We start from the raw sequence: 18,099 nt of genomic DNA, 5'->3' as shown, positions 1-18,099 counted from the left end.
TTAGCCCATCTTGAAAATATTCATCTTGTGCCCGTCGGGTGTGCGAAAGTAAGCGGCATAAAAGCCGGGCATGCGTTCACCCGGTGCGCCTTCACAGGTACAGCCCAGTGTTTTTGCATGGGCATAAAACGCGTCAACCTGGGCACGGTCCTTGGCGGTCAGTGCCACCATGGTGCCATTGCCTACGGTTGCCGCCTGGCCGTTGGCAGGCTTTAGCAATCCAATAAAGGGACTTGCCATGCTGGTGCCCCAAAAAATGCCATGTGGCAGTTCCAGAATTCGTTTCGCACCGAGGGGGGCAAACAACTTGTCAAAATATTCGCCGCTTTTGGGCAGATCGTTGGTGCCTAAAGTAATGTATCCAATCATCGTACTTCTCCGTGGATTCGCTGGTTTCAAGTATTGGCGGGCAGGAATTGCCCGTAACCCATTTCTTTGCCGAGCTCGGGCACAACGGCCTCGTTCTCGACTGCTATCTTGCCATTAATTAACACATGTTTTACGACACCCGGGTTGCGGTTCACCAAACGTTGCAGGCCGAAATTTTCCATGTCGCCCCAGGTCACCTGTTCAAGGTTCTGGTTCAAGGCCTCAGGATTCAAGACCACCAAATCTGCGCGGTCACCCACCCGAATTTTTCCGGCTTCAATACCTAGCCAATCGGCTTGTTCACCAGTCAATCGCCACACCGCATGTTCCATGCTCATGATGGGTTTGCCTTCTTCAATGGTTTCCTTGACCAGTTTCAGGAAGCGCAGGGGCAGGTTGTAAAAGGCCATGTTGCGAATGTGCGCACCCGCATCACTGAAGGTGATCAAGGTGTGTTTGTCTTGCACCAGTTCGCGGATAACCTCGCGCTTGTGATTACCCACCGTGGTGTACCAGCGCAACTGGCGACCAAACTGCACCACCAAATCGAGGAACAAATCGACCACATGCACTTTGCGGGCGCGGGCCACCTCATCAAAGTTTTTGCCTACCAAATTGGCATCGGGGCATTCAAGAATAATCGCGTCACCGAAATCACGCTGCCATACGCGCGGGCTTAGTTTTTGCCCGTAAAACTTGCGGAACTGGCGGCGGTAATCCTCGTTTTGCAGCAGGCTGTTGCGCTCTACCTGGGTTCGCAGGTCCAGTGCCATTTCCCCGGCACCAAATTCTTCAAAAAACACCACATCTATGCCATCGGCGTATACGGTGAAAGGGGTGGGCAATAGTTGCCAACGGAAGGCCCCGCCAAGACAGTTCACCACGCGACTTGAAATTTGTGCCATGGGTCGAACGGTTTTGTTGCCTTTTAAATCGATGAGCGCAATCAGCGTGGTTTTCAGTGGTTTGCGTATCCAGCCCAGGGTTTCAATCAAGTATTCAAAAATTTGCAGCGGGTTGGCTGCGTTGGGAGCACCCTGGTGCACACGGCGGTATTTGCGCAAAATTTTATTCAGGCGGCGAAGTTCACCCCAGCGTGCATAGGTGCTGGGCAGGCTTTTCGACCAGGCGCGATCGCCATCAATTTTGTCCCACTTCAGACACATGGTTGAAAGGCCCAGAAAACCCGCTTCCATAGCCTCAGTCAGCGTGGCTTCCATTTGCTGCATTTGTGCCTCAGAGGGCTTTATTTTGCGGTCAGTCGAATCCAACAAACCCATGGTGCCCACACGCAAATCGCTGTGGCCCAGAAATGAAATCAGGTTGGGGCCCAAAGGTTGTTTTTGCACAAACTCAACCCATTCGCGAGGTGTATTCCAGGTTTTTTTCTCTTGAAGAATGGGCAAGACCTTTTCACGCGGCACGGTTTCCACACGCGTGAAAATGTCGGATGCATCTTCGGGTTCGCTGCAAATCATGCTGAGCGAGCAACTGCCCACCTGCACAGTGGTTACACCGTGGCGAACCGATTCAGACAGGCTGGGTGCAACGATCATTTCTGCATCGTAGTGGGTGTGGGTATCCAGAAAGCCAGGGGTAATCCAGTGGCCGAAGGCATCAATCACTTTGGGCCTGCCTTGGTATTGCAAAGGAGCTTCACTGACCGCAGCAATACGCCCGTCTTTGATACCAATGTTACGCAGGGCGGAGGGACCACCCGTGCCGTCGAAGTATCGTCCACCCGTGATCACTACGTCGAAGGTCGCAACTGTCATATTGTCTCCAATTCTCATTTTTTTCAAATGTAACAAGAAATCTTGTCGAATTGGAAAAAACTTTTATCTCCGGTCGTAAATCACCTCCTTGCTGCCCGTGGGCAGGCTGATGAAATCACCATCTTCCCCGATGCGGAAGGGCCCTTTGAACACATCGGGTGCCTTGCCCAGGAATATTTCCCGCAAGGGTGGCAGTGGCAAGGGTGGCACAATGTGGCTTAACACCACATGTCCAACCTCGGCCTCCTGCGCCAATACAGCCACATCTAGTGGGGTGGCGTGGTAATTGGGAATATCCGAGAAAATTTTGGCCAATTTGCTTCGATTGTTCTTGATGGCGGTCTCTTGCAGGCGGGCTACCAATTCAGGGCTCAGTGCTTCATGCACCAAAAGGTCGGCGTTGCGGGCAGCGTCTTTGACTTGCGCGTCGCTGGTGGTATCGCCACTGAGCACCACGATTCGGCCTTTGTAAGTGATTCGATAACCGACCGCGGGGTTGATGGGCTGGTGATTCACCGCAAAAGCGTCAATTTGTAAATCGGGCAGTTGCAGTACGGTGGTGTAGATTCCTTTTTGTACCGTGAATTCATTCACATCGGCACCAGCCAGTTCGGGCGGCATGGTTGCCTCGCCATGGTGCGCCGTGCGGTAAGTCGTGTCTTGTTGATAAGCCGTTTCAAAACCCTTCATCACTTTTTCCATTCCACTGGGGCCATGCACAGTTAATTTTTGCCCGGCGGTGTGTTGCGCCCAACGGGTCATGAGTACTTCGCCAAGACCATCAATGTGGTCCGAGTGAAAATGCGTAATAAATACGCCCTTGAGTTGACCGGTGGAGAATCCCATGGTGGAAATCTGTTTTGCGGCTGCGCTGCCTGCATCGAATAAGAACATGTTTTTGCCCGCGATGACCAAAGTGCAGGGCGCTGCCCGATCTGGGTCGGGAAAGGGGGAACCTGTTCCACACAGCCCAACATGCAAGCCGTCGCTGAGCGCAGCGATTGGGTCTTGCATGCGTTTGCTGGCCACTTTCTCGATCATGGCCAAGGTGATCTCGTGGCGCTGAACGTAAGCCACAGCGGCACCCGTGGCGATTAGTGTGACAGCGCCAATCATCAGTTTCTTGACCATGTTTGTTCCTGCTTATTGTTTGTTGTTTATTGCCTGTTTCGGGCTTTCTACCCAAATCGGTGAGCTCCACGCGCGTTCCTGCTGGGTAATGAAACGGAAGTCTCCTCGGAAATTTCCAGGTTCACCTTCAATGCGACAACAACCTTCAAACCCTGCAAAACCACTTTGTGCGGAAAACAGGCCATTTCCAGGTTGTAGCGCCTCGCATTGCACGCCTTTGGCTGTACACATTTTTGTTGTCCAGCGACAGGAGTTGTTTTCAAGTGCGCGTGCATAGTAGCTGGCACCTGTGCTGGCCTGGTATTGGGTGTCATGAAACACCGCACACATTTGTTCCGGGCCTTGTTGCTGAATGCTGCAATCGGAGTTGGGTTGTGGGGCGTTGGCATTCTCAGCCAGCTTTAGAACTTGCTGTTTCAGATCGCCCTTTGAATCGGCCCAGGTTTTAATCAACTCAAGCCGTTGCAGGGGTACACCGGCCTCTTCGCCGCCCGGGTCTTGAATGGCGTAGGCCACAATGTAGGGGCCCTTGTTTTTTACTTCCAGCGTGCCGCCCATGGGCACACCTTCCACCAAACCTTCTTCGATCGGGCTGGCACCTGCGGCCAATTGTTCGCAAATATTGCTGGGGAAGGGCTTGCTTGATGCCAAGGTTCGAATGCGCATGCGCGAGCCCGACGTGGCAAAAGTTTCTCTGCGTTTAAGGGCTGCGAAAATTTCCTTTCGTGTGTTTTCTCGCGCCCACACGCCCGCCAGTCCGCCCGGTGTGAAATTGGATGCCACCGGGTTGAATACCCGTTCTTCGCAGTTGCTGGGGTCTGCGGCCGATTCGGTGCTAAATGGCAATTTGAAACCGGTGATGGAGTCGGTGGGCAATGGCCGCTGCTTGCATTCCCAGTTGCCCAAGGCCTCATGGGGTTCATCATCCAGCACACCGCCATGGCCCGAGTTTTTCGAAAATTTGGTTTTGTCGGTGTTGCCTGCGATGCCGTTGTGCGTATCGCTTGAGCCAATAAAACCATATTGATAAGGGTTCACCCCCAGCTTGCGTGCAATCGCACTGCCTTCCGGCAATACGTTACGGGCGTAATCCAGTGGGGCTGTACAATCGGCCGGGGTTGAGCCTCCAATGTCGCTGCCCGTGCATTCGCTGGCAGCGTGAATGCTTTTTCCTGTGCCTTGTAGCCGGTTGACCTGGCAAAACAGCGGGTCGTTGGCAGTGCCCTTGCACACCTTGGCGCATTCAGCAGGGTCGTCTGAATTGCCTTTGCACAGGGTTTTCCATTCTTCAAATCCGCAACCCGATTCCTCGCCGCCAGTCAGTCCTTTGTTAAACCCGGTGATGCATTCGCTGGCCCCCTTGTGCTGAACAATCTCGAACAAACGGTCAAGGGTGTTGCGCAACGTGGCATCGGCTGCAGTTAATGCGGCGTTGTTTCTGGCCAATGGCAGGCCAGTATCCGGCTGGCGTACACGGGCAAAGCGCCCATCGCTTTGGTTGGTGCTGTGGGGAATGGTTACTACATCACAACCCTCTACATCAAGCACTCGGTTTTCAGTCGATCAAACAAGCCCCATTCGTCGTTGGTGTTGTCGGTGGTGGGAATGGGTGGAATTGAACTGATCACATCGGCTGGTACTTTGGTGCCTTCGAAAATGACATTTCGATGCAGTACCTGGCCGCCTTTGTTGGATGAGAATTCATAACCATTGAAAGTGGTGAATTTGCAGGGCTGGTTTTCAGCGTTGGCGATAGCCTGTATTTCTTCCCAGGTTCGTGTGCTGGGCACCCGGCTGCCTGCACTGGTGACCAGTTGCAGGTACAAAGGCACATTGCCGGTAATGAACACAGAGACGTTGTCACGAATTACTTGCCCCAGGGCACTGCAAGCGGGGTTGGTGCCTGCCGGAACGTTTCCCTGCAGTTCGCAGATATTGGAAAAGGTACCCAGTTGTTCGGCATGTTCAGTGACGGCTGCAAAATCCAGTGGGCGGCCAATATTGATTTGCCGCATGGGTGTATCCGGATCCTCCCCGGACGGCAGAAAGGCGTTTTCACCTTTGGCGAATTGGTATGCCTCTCGTGGACCATTGATTGAATTGAAAAAATAAGCGTCAAACGACAGTTTGGTGTGAATGTGTAAATCACCAAAAAAAGCCTGCTTCCTCACGCTGCTGCCAACACATTCCACATCTTCTGGGCGCTCTGCGGGGCTTACCGTGGTGGGTGTATCGGTTCGGGCCACGTTGGTGTCGCTGGAGTTCAGGCAGGCTGAAAGGCTTAGTGCGAGAAGGGCGGGTATCAACAAGTGCGCTGGCAATAATCTGCGCACAACTGTGCAGTGTTTATACATAGCTGTGAATCCTTTCAAGCGTCCAGTACAAAGCCGCACCGCCAATACACAGGGTCAGGGCATATTGGGCAAAGCGTGTGTAATTGGGCAGGTGGGTTTTTTCGAGCAGAGTGAATGCTGTGGCCAGCACGGTGACGATCCACAATTGGCCAATCTCGATGCCCAAATTAAAAAGCAGCAAGGTGCTGAGCAGGGCGTCTTCCGGGAATCCGCGCTCTTCCATTGAAAGGGCAAAGCCCGAGCCATGCAAAAGGCCAAAGGCAGCGATCAATAGCAGGTGAGACCAATTCGATGGTTGAGCGGGTGCTTTTCGCACCAGTTCCCAGGCAAGCCACAACACGCTCAGTGCAATCCAGGCCTCAATCGCGCGGGTGGGTACTGCAATCCATCCCAACACCAGCAAAGCCAGGGTCAGGCTGTGCCCCACGGTAAACAGGGTGAATTGCCCAATCAATTGCTTTGCATTTTGCTTTCGTTTTTTCCAAAGCAGGTAAAGCCCGGTAACAAACAATACATGATCAAAACCAAACACAATGTGTTCAATTCCGATGCTGAGATATTCCAGAGGCGGTGTTCTCCGGGTGTCAGTTCCCAGCGAAATACTGGCCTGTTTCGGTGTCAACACTGCGTGAATACGCTGACCTTGCTGTGGGCTGGCAAGAACGATAAGGTCGGGTGCAAGGCGGGTAAATCCGTTTGCAATAATTTCATGCGTGGCCAATGCGCTGCTGCAAAAAAAATTGCCGCGTTGTATCAGTTCTGTGTTGCCTTCCCACTCTGTACTGACATCCCGCAATTCACAGGCTGGCGCAAATTGAAAATCAATCGGAGGTATTTTGTCGTCTGAACCCACAGTGCGTTTGAATACAAACTGACCTGTACCCGGAGTGCCTTCATGCACAATCAATGCAGAGGTACCCATCTCATGTGCGTAGCCATTTTCTCCTGCACCCAGTAAACAGATGCAGAGCGCCCATGCAACAAGCAGCCTGTTCATGGTGCTTCCTTGATGGTGTAGGTGGCGCGCAAGGCAGCCAGACCTGCGTCGTTCACTGCTTCTCGTTGGGCCGCAATCAGGTCGGACCGAAGTTGACTGCCGGCTTCTTCAAGCGTCATGGTGCGGCCTGCATTTTTCTGGTTCACCTTGAACAGGTGTACACCAAGCGGCGATTGCACCGCTTGCGACCACTCGCCAAGGGGCAAGTCAAAAATTGTGTCACTGGTGGCAACACCAAATTCTTTGGTGATCCTTTCCCGGCTCAGTAACTCAGAACCTGTTTGCAAGGGAAAGGGGTCAGAAATGATTTGCTGGCCAGCAAGCAGGTCGTTGCGAGCAAGGCCTGCCTGATATATTGCTTCGTCACCACGTTTGCCGCGGCTAAAGAAATGGTGATCAAACACAATGGTTTGCTCGGTTTGATAGCGTTGTGCGTTTTGATCCAACCAGGTTTGAAGTTGCGCTTCGGTGGGGGGTGCTATTGGGGTCATATCCTCCAGCAGAAAGCGCATTTTTTGCACGACGCGACGCTTTACAATCAAATCGTCTTTTTCCAAACCCAACTTCAAGCCTTCCCGGTAAAGAATTTCTTCATCGATGTAGGTGGCCATTGCTTGTTCGTAGTTTGCAGAACCAGCGGCCGGCGTGCCTGCCTGTAGCACCTGTTCGCGCACAAAGGCCCGCTGTGCCTCGCTTACTACCAGTTCATTGTTGGCAGCCTGCTCGCCGCTGTGCCATTCGAGTACACCGATCAGAATGGCCACTGCAAAGAATCCAAGTACGGAATAGGAGGGTTTCATGGCCTGTTCATTTTATGTAACGCCATACACCCGTGGGCATGTTGGCCAACAGGGGTTTCAACAGTTTCCAAGGGTAGCCGGGCACCACGCCCACACTGCGGCGTTTCTCAATGTGATTGGCCATTTCCCGGGCGGCCTGTTCAGCCGACACCAGAAATGGAAACTTGTCCATGTCATCCACGATTTCGGTTTTTACAAAGCCTGGGAGAATTTTGGTGAAATCAATTTTGTATTTTTTCAGTTCGATCGCTGCAGCATCCAGGTACATTGAGAATCCGGCTTTGGTTGCACAATAGGCAGCTTGCTTTGGAATAGGGGTCAGCGAAGCCAGCGAGGAAATACCCACCACATGACCCCCACCGGCTTGTTTAAACCACTCTACGGCAGCATTCACGGTGGCGATCGCGCCCAGCAAATTGGTTTGCATCAGTCCCAACTCGTCATTCAACTGACCCTTGCCTATGCCGGTTAATTTGTTCACACCAGCGTTCACGATGACCACATCAACCTGGTTTAAATGACTGAACAGGGTGTGCAATGCTGGCCCCACAGCGCTTGTGTTGTTGACATCAAGTTCAATGATCTCGACTTGTAAATTCTGGCAGCCTGGCAGCAGTGCGATTTCGGCACGCAGCGCGTCAAGTTTGTCCAGCCTGCGTGCAGCCAGGCCAAGGTTGCAACCCCGTTGTGCAAATTCAAGGGCCAAGGCTTTTCCAATACCCGATGAGGCCCCTGTGATAACCACTGTTTTGCTCAAGCTGCTTTCTCCATGTGTTTTGGTGGCAATGCAGTCACCGCCACAGTCAATGCCCTGCGCTCTACACGAGGCAGGTTAAGGCGCAGAATATGTTCCGCGTTGTGTTGTTTCAGCCAGGTGCGAACATCGTGTTTGTCGCTGTCTGCCATGTGGGCATAGCAATCCAGGGCGCGTTGCATCATCCAGATCATGTAGGGAAGGGCGCCGCGCTTGAAGGGTTTTCCGCCCATGGTGGTCGTCACTTCGCCAATGCGTCGGGGCAGGCGTTGATTCAATCCGTTTTGCTGCGCATACTGCGTGGCCAACTCGCCAACCTGTGCCACCATTGGTATGAATTCTTCGAAGACCGATTTGAAAATCGGATTCAAGCTTGCAGGAATTTCATCGTTGCCCAACAGGAGTTTGTCGGCATGCACCGCTGGGTTTTTCATGCGTTCCAGCCAGGCATTCAAATGGGTTCTTGGTTCTATCAATTCGCGTTTGGGCCAGGGGTCACGGCCCAGGTGGCCATACATGGTGCCCACCAAACCGAAGTCGCCCAGGCTTGGGCGCTCGCCCAGTAAAAATGGCAACTGCTCGAAATGCCGGTTCAATGCGTCGAGCATGTGTACCGTCCATTCATTCATGGTGTTGTATTGCTCGGGCACTATTCCAACGAATGGCAACATCCCACGCAGCATTTTTGCCGGGCGTTGAGCCGCTTTGTTCTGTAAAAAACGAGGAGCCCATGGCAACAAGGCTTTCCCCGCATCTTGTTCAAACAAGGCGAAATTTTCCGGGTAGTTCCAGCGTGTATGCATGGCAATTGGCACCCACCATTCATCGCCCCAAGCTTCCAGTAAAGTGGAGGCAAATTCCTGCACGGGGGTGTTGGGTGTTACCGGGTTCATGTGGTGCAGCGACTCAATGTAGTCAATGATCTCGCTGGTGTCCTGTATCCATTCGCCTGAGGGAGTTTTCAACACTGGCATTACAGCCGCACCGGTTTTTTTCTTGATGGTTCGGGTCAAAGTAAACAGGTTGACAGCCTTGATCACATGATCAACTTGTTTGTAGCGCAAATAGCATAGCGCCTTGCCCGTGAAATAGGACAAATGCCAGCCATACAAAGTGTAGGTTTGTCTCATGTGACCCTTGTTTGCGGGTTTCGAATAATTAATTAGAACATTAATATTTACACTATGTCAATTTCTTTGAATGTGTGGCACACTGTCAGGCATTGAGACCTTGCTGCACATTGGAATGAACACACGCGTAACCCAGGAAAAGAGGCCTTACCTTGGCAAAGACGATCGCAGAAAGTCGCTGCTGAATGCTGCTGCAGAGCTGGTGGAAGAGGCGGGGTGGGGTGTGTTGAACATGAGTGCGCTGGCTGAGCGGGCTGGCGTAAGCCGGCAGTTGGTGTATCAACACTTTCCGAATCTGGAAAGTTTGCTGGGTGCGACTGCGTGGGCTATTTTCACAGATACGATGCAAGGTACCGCGCTTGCAATTACCAGCAATCCCGATGACATCAAGCTGGCCATACGTGCTGCGGTGTTTGTTTCTCTGGACATGCCAGTGGGCAAGGGCGATGCGCTGTGGCAATTGATTGCCGGTTCAGGTTTGAATTCGCCTGAGCTTGAAACCATTCGTTTGGGAATTCGAGGCGTCATTTTGAAGTTGTGGGTTCCAACCATGCGCAAAGCCAAAGGTCTGGATCAGGCAGCGGCCACTGGCCTCGTCTGGATGGTTATTCTCTCCTTTTGGGGAATTCGCCAGTTGATTCGCGATGGCGTGGTGTCTCAAGACCAAGGCATTGCGCAGTTTGATGCCCTCCTTGACCGCCTGATTTAATCGCTCGTTTTGTAACAGAGCACTTATTTCAACAGTTGCTCAACGCTGCGCTGAAGAACTTTCTTGGCTGCGTTCACGCTGAGCTTTTGATCTCGACGAAGTCGCAACCAGGTTTCAATACTCATTACCAAATCAAATGCCTCAAACAGGGCTTTGTCTTTAACTATCTCGCCAGGTAAAAACGCCTTGAGCAGGTGGCGTTGTAGCTCAACAGTGCTGGCTTGCCTGTCCCGCAGGTATTTGGATTCATGCAAGTGCACCAGGCTCGCAGCTTGTAGCGGAGCCAGCTTTTCAAACATGTCGGCGCGTCGCTCAATCGCATGCATCAGTTTTTCGTGCAGATTGCTGCCCATGACCGGTGTGACCAACACAGGGGCAACAATTGCATCCACCTCATTGGTCATTTCCCTGTACAGGGTTTCCATGTCTTTGAAATGCCTGAACACTGTTCGCAGGCCTACCCCGGCTCGTGCTGAAACCATTTCCGCTGTGGGCGCTGGATGGCCCTCTCTAATCAGTTCAATCAGTGCCTGAACAATCTGTTTTCTATTGGCTTGTCCGCGTGTAGTGCGACCGTCTACTTTCACCATGTTCTACTTGTCATTGTTGTGGGTGTGCTTATGGGCAAGCCCTTGATTCTTGCCTCTATCGGGCATGTTACAGGTTTGCTCAAGGCTGTGCCCAGTTCGGGAAAACACGCGTTTATTTCTTGCTGGATTGAGAGCTCCAGTGCCTGATATCGATTTCTCAAGCGCTGGTAACGCCAGGCACGGTAACGTTGTGTGGGTATTTTGAACTGTGCACCTTGGCTGCTGAATTTGAATTGGCGAGCGCCTTGTTCAATGGCCAATTCATTGGCTTGCATATAGGGTAAAAATTCTGCACAAACGATGTTCAGCAAGGGCGTTAGTTCTCCGGGCAACTGCCCCGCAAATGGCGTGCTGTTGTAGTCAGCCAGTGTTGTATTCCACAGACGCGCAACCCACTCATGCACGGCCGGGGCGCGAGTCCGCATGATTCTCGCTGGTGTGGGGTCGCAGAAAAAATGCCGGAACATGCTGCCATACAGCCCATAGTCAGCCAATGTTGGGCGTTGGCCGAGAACGAATGGTTGTTTTTCAAGCACTGTCTCAAGAGCATCCAGTGTTTCCAGGTAATGTGCTTCAACGCGTTTCGCAGTGCTTTTCCGCACGCCATCAAGCCACAAAAAGTGCAGCCGCTGTCGATTTAAAATGGCCCAGCGTCGCATGAAAAAGGGCAGCGGTACGTCACGCATCATGCCATCTGCAAGGCGGTGGCTCATCAGCCTTGCGTCTTGCGCGTGGGCCCAGCGGTAATACAATGCTGGGCGCCAAAGCCATTCGTCACCGAAATCTTCCAGCAGTTGCGCAATAAAGCAAAGCGTGGGGTGTTCCGGCAATACGGATGTTTCTGGTTTCAAGGCTTCCAGAAATTCAATGATCAATGTGGTGTCGCTCAGCCATTGACCATCGAGCCATTCCACCTGGGGCATTTGCGCCACCCCGGTGGCTTTGCCACAACGTTTGAAATCGCCAGTGTCCATTTCAATCAGTTCGTAAGGAATTTGTTTGCCGCGCAAGTACGCTTCAAGCTTTCCCGTGAAATAAGAAAGATCCAGACCATGAACTTTCAAAACTTTTGGCATTGCCATGTGTTCGACTCCTTGAGATTCGAATTTCTTTTGTATATAGTGACACAAATAGTGTCACTAGTTAAGAGCTAGAACAAAAGACACATTCAATTCAAATAGGGGACAAGCATGACGCAGCAAAATGATGATCAAAACGATGGCAGCAATTCAGAAGGCTTGTCCCCCAAACGTTTGAAACGGCGCGCATTCCTGTCGGGCCTTGCTGTGGGTGCAGCCACTGTGGGCGTGGCTGCCACTGGTGCGCATGTGGCCAACACCAAAGCACGTGCATTGATGACACCCAAAGCCCTGCCTGAAGGCGAGGCTGCACAGGTGGCTCTGTCCTTTCAGGATTCCCGGCCCGCCACTGCCAGCAAAGTAAAGGCGAAAGAGGGTGCGCCCAATGTGGTCGTCATTTTGCTGGACGACTGTGGTTTTTCCGACCTGGGGTGCTATGGCAGTGAAATAAAAACACCCTCCATCGATACCTTGGCAAAAACCGGTTTGCAGTACACCAACTTTCGCACCTGCTCCATGTGTTCGCCCACGCGGGCCTCCTTCCTCACAGGCCTGAATCATCATTCCGCGGGCATGGGTTGGTTGGCCGACATTGATGCTGGTTACCCGGGTTATCGAGGTGATTTAACGCACGAGGCGGCCACTTTGGCTGAGGTGTTGCAAGCGGCAGGGTGGTCCACTTTTCTGAGTGGAAAGTGGCATTTGAACAATGCGCACACCACAGGTGCAAACGGGCCTTACGACAATTGGCCCACGCAACGCGGTTTTGACCGGGCTTATTGGTTTCAGGGGCATTCCACCGATTATTTCAAACCCTCGGAATTGTTCGACGGCATCGCGCCGGTTGAACCGCCCGACACGCCTGATTACTTTGTATGTGATGACCTCACCGACCGTGCCATTACCTACATTCGTACCCAGCAGGCACTTGAGCCAGGGCGGCCTTTCTACCTGCATTTGGCTTATCCAGGGCCCCATTCGCCTTTGCAGGCGCGGGCCCGTGAAAGGGATGCCTACCAAGGCCAGTATGACAAAGGCTGGGATGTGATTCGCGCCGAACGACTCGCGCGCCAGAAAGCCTTGGGAGTCATGCCGGATACGGTTGAACTGCCGCCACTTTCGTTTGGTTCGGACAGCTGGGACAAGTTGCCAGAGGCGCACAAAAAAATTACAGCCCGCTACATGGAGGTGTATGCCGGCCTGATGAGCAATATGGACAACAATATTGCGCGTTTGATGAACAGCCTCGAAGAACTGGGTGTTCGTGAAAACACAATTGTGGTGCTGTTCTCTGACAATGGCGGCTCTCCGGAAGGAACACCGACCGGCACGCCGAATGTGTTTGCGCCTGCATTCGGGCGTCCAATCCCTGTGGAGGAAGCTGCGCAGCTGTATGACGTGCTGGGCGAGGAGGGCACCTATCCTCACTACCCAATGGGCTGGGCCAGTGCATCAAATACTCCCTTCAAAATGTACAAGCAGTATGCGCACCTGGGTGGTGTGGCCGACCCCCTGATTGTGAGTTGGCCCAAAGGTATTGCTGCGCAAGGCGAATTGCGCGACAACTTTGTACATGTGGTGGATTTGTTCCCCACCTTGCTGGAGGCCACTGGGGTTGAACGCCCGACCGTGTACAAAGGGCAAGCTCAAAAACCCATTGAAGGCCAAAGTGTATTGCCAACATTCAGCAAACCTGAAAGCCCAACCCGCAGCGAGCAGTATTTTGAGTTGGGTGGCCACCGTGCTTACATGGAGAACAATTGGCGCGCTGTGGCACGCCACACGCGTGGAAAACCTTTCGAAGACGATGTGTGGGAACTGTACGATTTAAGCAAAGACCCCGCTGAGGGCACAGACCTGGCGAACCAGTTTCCAGAGGTCGTAGAACGCCTGAAAAACAAATGGTTACAAGCGGCGCAACAGTACAATGTGTTGCCACTCGATGACCGCAATTTGGTACTTCGTCTGGTGCAAGACAGGCAAGAAAAAGGATTGCGAGCGCGTTGGGATTTTTACCCGCCTGTTGAGCGTTTGGCGCGGGATGTAGCGCCAATCGTGTGTGGCCTGTCGCACACCATTGAGCTTGAATGTGAACGCAGCAATGTTGCGGGCGATGGCGTGCTGCTGGCCCAAGGGGCCAAATATGCAGGTTGGGTGCTTTACATTCAAGATGGCAAGCTGTGTTATGAACAAAGCCTGGTGCCGTACGTGGAACGAATAGAATCCAGTTCGGTTTTGCCTGAGGGCAAGTTGAAAATCAGGTATCAGCAGCGCATGACTGGCCGCCCATTTGATGGCGAGGGCGCTTTGTTTGTCAACGGTCAACAGGTGGCCAAGCATACCTTCAAGCGCGTGCTGTTTTCGACCAGTTACGATGGTTTTACTGTGGGTTCTGATCTGGGCAACCAGGTATCAACCCGCTACAAAGGCCCCAATCCTTTTCAAGGCAAGTTGGGCAAGGTGACAATTGATGTGGACACCAGTAAAGTCAATCCGGTCGAAATGTTGCGCTTCTTAAGCCAAATGGGATTGAATGTCTAGGCACTGCAAAATGCTCTCGGGTGGCGAGTTTCGAATGGGCTCGAATCGCCACTATCCCGAGGAACGCCCCGAGCGCGCAGCTCGGGTGTGTGAATTTGCAATTGATGTTTTTCCTGTGCGCAATTCAGATTTTGCAGAATTTGTGGAGGCCACACGGTACCTCACCCTGGCCGAACGCCGGGGGCATTCCCACGTGTTTCAAATGACCGAGGGCCCTGTGCCTTTGAACAATTCTGACCTGTGGTGGAAAGCGGTGCCGGGTGCGTGTTGGCACGACCCAAGCCCTGGCACTGAATTGCCTGGCGATTTCAACGAGCACCCTGTGGTGCATGTGGCCCTTGACGATGCAAAGGCCTTTGCTGCGTGGGCGGGTGGGCGCTTGCCCACAGAAGCTGAATGGGAGTTTGCGGCGCGCGGCGGTTTGCGCAATGCCCAATTTGCCTGGGGCGATGAATTTGCACCAGATGGCCAGCGCATGGCACAGGTGTGGCAAGGCGCATTTCCATGGTATTACGCCCCCGGTGGTAAACCCGGCACGGTTCGGGTTGGGCAATTCCCTGCCAATGGCCACGGCTTGCACGACATGATAGGCAATGTGTGGGAATGGACCCAATCAGGATTCATCGAGCCCGCCACCTGTTGTTCATGCAGTCCACAGCAAGATTGGAACACTCTGTTTGCCCTGAAAGGCGGCTCGCACCTGTGCGCTGCGGAATATTGCTTGCGTTACCGGCCAGCTGCGCGCATCGGAGTTGCAGGGGCCAGCAGCACCTCTCACATTGGTTTTCGTTGCGTTTACGACGCATCACCCAAGTAAGCTGGGAATCTTTTTCAGGAGCAGGTTCGGCGAATTTGGACAGGTGGATAAAAGATGAGAGCTCTGCTTTTTGGGTCAATAATGTTGGTCAGGAAAGGAAAAATCATGAGTCGCAGACCACGCAGAAACCACTGGCCTGAGTTTAAAGCCGAGGTGGCGCTAGAGGCAGTTCTAGGCGAACAACCACTTGCCGAGCTTGCCCAGAAATACGATGACCACGCCACCTAAATTGCCCAGTGGAAAGCTGAATTGCTGCAAGCTGCTTCCACAGCATTTGGTGCCACTAAACCCGCCGAATCCACAGTCGTTGTGAAAGTTTTGCATGCAAGAATTGGCGAGCTGACATCGGAGAATGATTTTTTAGAAAGTGCGCTCATCAAGGTGGGTTTGCTGAGCTCAAAGCGATGATTGATACAAACTACGAATTTTCGATGAGCGAACAGGCCAAGATTCTTCGCATCGCCCGATCTGAGTGCTGTGCATATCACCTACCTTCCGATGAAACGCGGCTTTCTGTAACTGCTGTGCCTAGTCATCTATTGGTGCAGCAGGAAAGTGCTCAGTTGGAGGCTGTCGAACACCATGCATCTTGATTTCTGTGTCGAAGCGGTTCGAGAAGCGATCACCAAATACTGCAAGCACGAGATCGTCAAACCCGATCAGGGCACTCAATTCACCAGTTTGGAGTTCACTGAAATGCTAAAGGGCCACGATATTCAAATCAGCATGGATGGCAAAGGTTGTTGGCGCGACAACGTGGTGATTGAGCGATTCTGGCGCACAGTGAAATACGAGGAGGTTTACCTTCGGGCCTACGAAACAACCTCGGAGGCAAGAAAATATTTGCACGAGTACAGTGCGTTTTACAATACCGGTCGAGGCCACCAGGCTTTGGAGTACAAAACCTCAGGCGAGGTGTATTTCATCAACAAAGTGCGGCATTGGTCGCTTAACCCGCAGGACTGGATCTTTATTATAAATCCACGAAAACTGTCCGACTAAACAAGACCTGCTCCGTTCTACTTTCAAGCCCGTTTTAATACTTGCATATCAAATTATGGACATTTGGTTGGTCAACCAATATAATTCCAATCATTATCAAATGATGTTCCGATCAAATAGTATAAGCAGCCTAAGGAGTTCAGCATGAAAGCCGTACCTATCCGACCTCGCAAGGTTTCCTTTGACGTTTCGGCAGTGCAGCGTCACTGGAATGGTGGTGATCCAGTGCTAACTAGGTTTTTCGATGCTTTGTCGGTGCATTTTCCCGAGGGCGAGCGCTTTTTTATCCAATCAGTGCGCCACTTTCAGGATCAGGTGAACGAATCTCGTCTTCGAGAGGATATTCGTCACTTTATTCGTCAGGAAGGGCAACATGGCATCATTCACGATCGCTTTAACGATGTAATGGCCGGGCAAGGGATAGATGTCGAGCGGGTCACCACAAATCTGCGGCGTTTTATTCGAACTTCTCAAAAGTACCTTCCGAAAAAATATCAGTTGGCGATGACCGCTGCATTCGAGCATTTCACCGCCACGCTGGGTGAGGCCATGCTACGGGAAGACACTGACATGCTTCGCGAGGCCGATCCGGTTATGCGGGCGATGTTTCTCTGGCATGGTGTGGAGGAGGTTGAACACAAGGCAGTGGCCTATGATCTTTATCAGACCGTAGCTGGAGGTGGATACATGATGCGCGTCTCTGCGCTAGTGACAGCAATGTTGATAATGCATGTGGTGGTGGCGCCTGTCTTTATCAATATGCTGCGTCTGGATGGTGTCTTGACAAAACCCGGCGTGGTAGCGCGTGGACTAAATCGGTTGTACGGGCGTAGAGGAGTTGTCACTTGTATGATGCCAGAATTTCTTGCGTGGTTTCGACCCGGGTTTCATCCTTGGGAAACCGGTATGCCAGAGAAGGTGGCCGCTTGGCTGGAAGAATATGGTGAACATGGTGATCCAATGCGCGCGTCCGCAGCAGTCTACGGTGACCTCGCTGTCAAGGAGGTCGTGTGAATGAGCATGATCAAGCCGTCCTCGGGTACTGCAAAGTCATCCTCAGAGTTTCATAGCCATACACCTGGGCGGCATTGTGGTAGTTCTGCGATTCGGGATTTGCTGGAGTTTCATGGTCTGACTATGACTGAGGCCTGTTGCTTTGGTCTTGGCGCTGGGCTTGGCATTACGTATGTTGAGGTGCCAGGGTCGTCAACGCCATTTATCGTTCATGTTCGCTCCATGGGATTCGAGGAGAAGGTATTCTCGACTTTGGGCGTGCCATTTGCCTGGGATGTTTTCGAGGACAAAACGCGGGCGAGCGACGCCCTCAATGTAGCTTTGCTGAGCGGGCGTCCAGCATTGTTACTCACGGACATCTTTCACCTCCCTTATTTCAACAGTAAAACCCACTTTCCGGGGCATGCTATCGTTGCCTGGCAAATTGATCCGCTGCGTAGTCAGGTTTTCGTCAGTGACACCGAGCGACCTGGTCTAATACCAGTGCCTCTAGAAAAGCTTGCTGACTCCCGCTTCTCCACTTCGGAACCCTTTGTACATTATGGCAACATGTATGCTCCGTTGCGTATTGACGCAGAAGTATCCCCTTTGAGCATTCGACGGGCTATCTTTGACAATGCTTCCAGCCTGATGCGGGGTAATCGCCATAGCGGGCTGGCGGCTCTGAATACTTGGATTGCAGAGTTGGCGCGCTGGGCGGCTGATCCGAACTGGCGTTGGAACCTGAGATTTGCTTATCAGGTGATCGAGAAGAGAGGCACGGGTGGTTCAGGCTTTCGCACTATTTACTCGGAGTTCCTGGAGGAGGCGCAGATTCATTTACCTCAGGTGGAGCGTGGCGGGTTGGTTCGGAAAATGCGTGCTTCGGCAGCAGCGTGGTCAGATTTGGCAGCAGTGCTTAAAGCGGGTTCCGAGGCTTCTGTATTTCCCCATGAGAAAATTGAAGCTGCGATAAATCATGTTCTCATTAATGAGCATTGCTACGCAGAGAGCGCGCTCTCCATTTTTCCAGAATCTTGACCAAGTAATGTGGCCGG

The 18,099-nt window shown here is 52.5% G+C and carries 16 protein-coding genes and 1 pseudogene; 6 read left to right on the top strand and 11 right to left on the bottom strand.

Annotation, left to right across the window (positions count from 1 at the left end; translation table 11 throughout):
• The 9 genes from BSZ31_RS14045 to BSZ31_RS14005 all read right to left on the bottom strand — a co-directional run bounded on the left by BSZ31_RS14045 (window position 1) and on the right by BSZ31_RS14005 (window position 9,310).
• Window positions 1–369 (bottom strand): VOC family protein, encoded by a 369-nt coding sequence (locus tag BSZ31_RS14045; RefSeq protein WP_105029272.1) that lies wholly within the window; start codon window positions 367–369, stop codon window positions 1–3.
• A 26-nt stretch (window positions 370–395) separates the two neighbouring features.
• Window positions 396–2,144 carry an amidohydrolase family protein gene (locus BSZ31_RS14040; protein WP_105029271.1) on the bottom strand — a complete coding sequence of 583 codons (1,749 nt, stop codon included), beginning with the start codon at window positions 2,142–2,144 and terminating at the stop codon, window positions 396–398.
• Window positions 2,145–2,207: 63 nt separating this feature from the next.
• Window positions 2,208–3,275, bottom strand: a complete 1,068-nt coding sequence (locus BSZ31_RS14035; protein WP_105029270.1) for an MBL fold metallo-hydrolase — start codon at window positions 3,273–3,275, stop codon at window positions 2,208–2,210.
• Window positions 3,276–3,287: 12 nt separating this feature from the next.
• Entirely contained in the window at window positions 3,288–4,823 is a 1,536-nt protein-coding gene (locus BSZ31_RS14030; RefSeq protein WP_105029269.1) for a DUF3604 domain-containing protein, read from the bottom strand.
• Window positions 4,811–5,629, bottom strand: coding sequence for a DUF3604 domain-containing protein (locus tag BSZ31_RS17645; RefSeq protein ID WP_105029268.1), 819 nt, complete (start codon window positions 5,627–5,629; stop codon window positions 4,811–4,813). The genes BSZ31_RS14030 and BSZ31_RS17645 overlap by 13 nt, the downstream gene beginning before the upstream one ends.
• Complete coding sequence (locus BSZ31_RS14020; RefSeq protein ID WP_105029267.1) at window positions 5,622–6,626, bottom strand: HupE/UreJ family protein; 1,005 nt, start codon at window positions 6,624–6,626, stop codon at window positions 5,622–5,624. Before BSZ31_RS14020 ends, BSZ31_RS17645 begins: the two co-directional genes overlap by 8 nt.
• Window positions 6,623–7,426, bottom strand: a complete 804-nt coding sequence (locus BSZ31_RS14015; protein ID WP_105029266.1) for a peptidyl-prolyl cis-trans isomerase — start codon at window positions 7,424–7,426, stop codon at window positions 6,623–6,625. The genes BSZ31_RS14020 and BSZ31_RS14015 overlap by 4 nt, the downstream gene beginning before the upstream one ends.
• Window positions 7,427–7,433: 7 nt before the next feature.
• Window positions 7,434–8,183: an SDR family oxidoreductase gene (locus tag BSZ31_RS14010; RefSeq protein WP_105029265.1), complete on the bottom strand. Its 750-nt coding sequence runs from the start codon at window positions 8,181–8,183 to the stop codon at window positions 7,434–7,436.
• The gene (locus BSZ31_RS14005) at window positions 8,180–9,310 is read right to left on the bottom strand and encodes a glutathione S-transferase family protein (RefSeq protein ID WP_105029264.1); all 1,131 of its coding nucleotides are present in this window, start codon (window positions 9,308–9,310) and stop codon (window positions 8,180–8,182) included. The genes BSZ31_RS14010 and BSZ31_RS14005 overlap by 4 nt, the downstream gene beginning before the upstream one ends.
• Window positions 9,311–9,425: 115 nt before the next feature.
• Between BSZ31_RS14005 and BSZ31_RS14000 the strand changes: the two genes are divergently transcribed.
• The gene (locus tag BSZ31_RS14000; protein ID WP_168426997.1) at window positions 9,426–10,019 is read left to right on the top strand and encodes a TetR/AcrR family transcriptional regulator; all 594 of its coding nucleotides are present in this window, start codon (window positions 9,426–9,428) and stop codon (window positions 10,017–10,019) included.
• Between the two features lie 23 nt (window positions 10,020–10,042).
• On the opposite strand, the gene BSZ31_RS13995 is transcribed toward BSZ31_RS14000, so the two are convergent.
• Together BSZ31_RS13995 and BSZ31_RS13990 are read right to left on the bottom strand one after the other, a co-directional pair.
• Window positions 10,043–10,609 (bottom strand): TetR/AcrR family transcriptional regulator, encoded by a 567-nt coding sequence (locus BSZ31_RS13995; protein WP_105029262.1) that lies wholly within the window; start codon window positions 10,607–10,609, stop codon window positions 10,043–10,045.
• The gene (locus BSZ31_RS13990) at window positions 10,603–11,691 is read right to left on the bottom strand and encodes a glutathione S-transferase family protein (protein ID WP_105029261.1); all 1,089 of its coding nucleotides are present in this window, start codon (window positions 11,689–11,691) and stop codon (window positions 10,603–10,605) included. The genes BSZ31_RS13995 and BSZ31_RS13990 overlap by 7 nt, the downstream gene beginning before the upstream one ends.
• A gap of 108 nt (window positions 11,692–11,799) precedes the next feature.
• Here BSZ31_RS13990 and BSZ31_RS13985 point away from each other — a divergent pair, with 108 nt between their 5' ends.
• The 5 genes and pseudogenes from BSZ31_RS13985 (at window position 11,800) to BSZ31_RS13965 (ending at window position 18,082) form a co-directional block, all read left to right on the top strand.
• Window positions 11,800–14,229 (top strand): arylsulfatase, encoded by a 2,430-nt coding sequence (locus tag BSZ31_RS13985; RefSeq protein WP_105029260.1) that lies wholly within the window; start codon window positions 11,800–11,802, stop codon window positions 14,227–14,229.
• Window positions 14,222–15,046: a formylglycine-generating enzyme family protein gene (locus tag BSZ31_RS13980; protein WP_105029259.1), complete on the top strand. Its 825-nt coding sequence runs from the start codon at window positions 14,222–14,224 to the stop codon at window positions 15,044–15,046. The genes BSZ31_RS13985 and BSZ31_RS13980 overlap by 8 nt, the downstream gene beginning before the upstream one ends.
• A 105-nt stretch (window positions 15,047–15,151) precedes the next feature.
• A pseudogene (locus BSZ31_RS13975) lies at window positions 15,152–16,048 on the top strand (integrase core domain-containing protein).
• Between the two features lie 144 nt (window positions 16,049–16,192).
• Window positions 16,193–17,062, top strand: a complete 870-nt coding sequence (locus tag BSZ31_RS13970; protein ID WP_105029258.1) for a metal-dependent hydrolase — start codon at window positions 16,193–16,195, stop codon at window positions 17,060–17,062.
• Window positions 17,063–18,082 (top strand): BtrH N-terminal domain-containing protein, encoded by a 1,020-nt coding sequence (locus BSZ31_RS13965; protein ID WP_206018612.1) that lies wholly within the window; start codon window positions 17,063–17,065, stop codon window positions 18,080–18,082. It begins immediately after the preceding gene.
• The last annotated feature ends 17 nt before the right edge of the window (window positions 18,083–18,099 follow it).

Source organism: Limnobacter sp. SAORIC-690, assembly GCF_002954425.1.
Classification (GTDB): Bacteria; Pseudomonadota; Gammaproteobacteria; order Burkholderiales; family Burkholderiaceae_B; genus Limnobacter; species Limnobacter profundi.
This window is presented reverse-complemented; position numbering and strand designations above follow the sequence as displayed.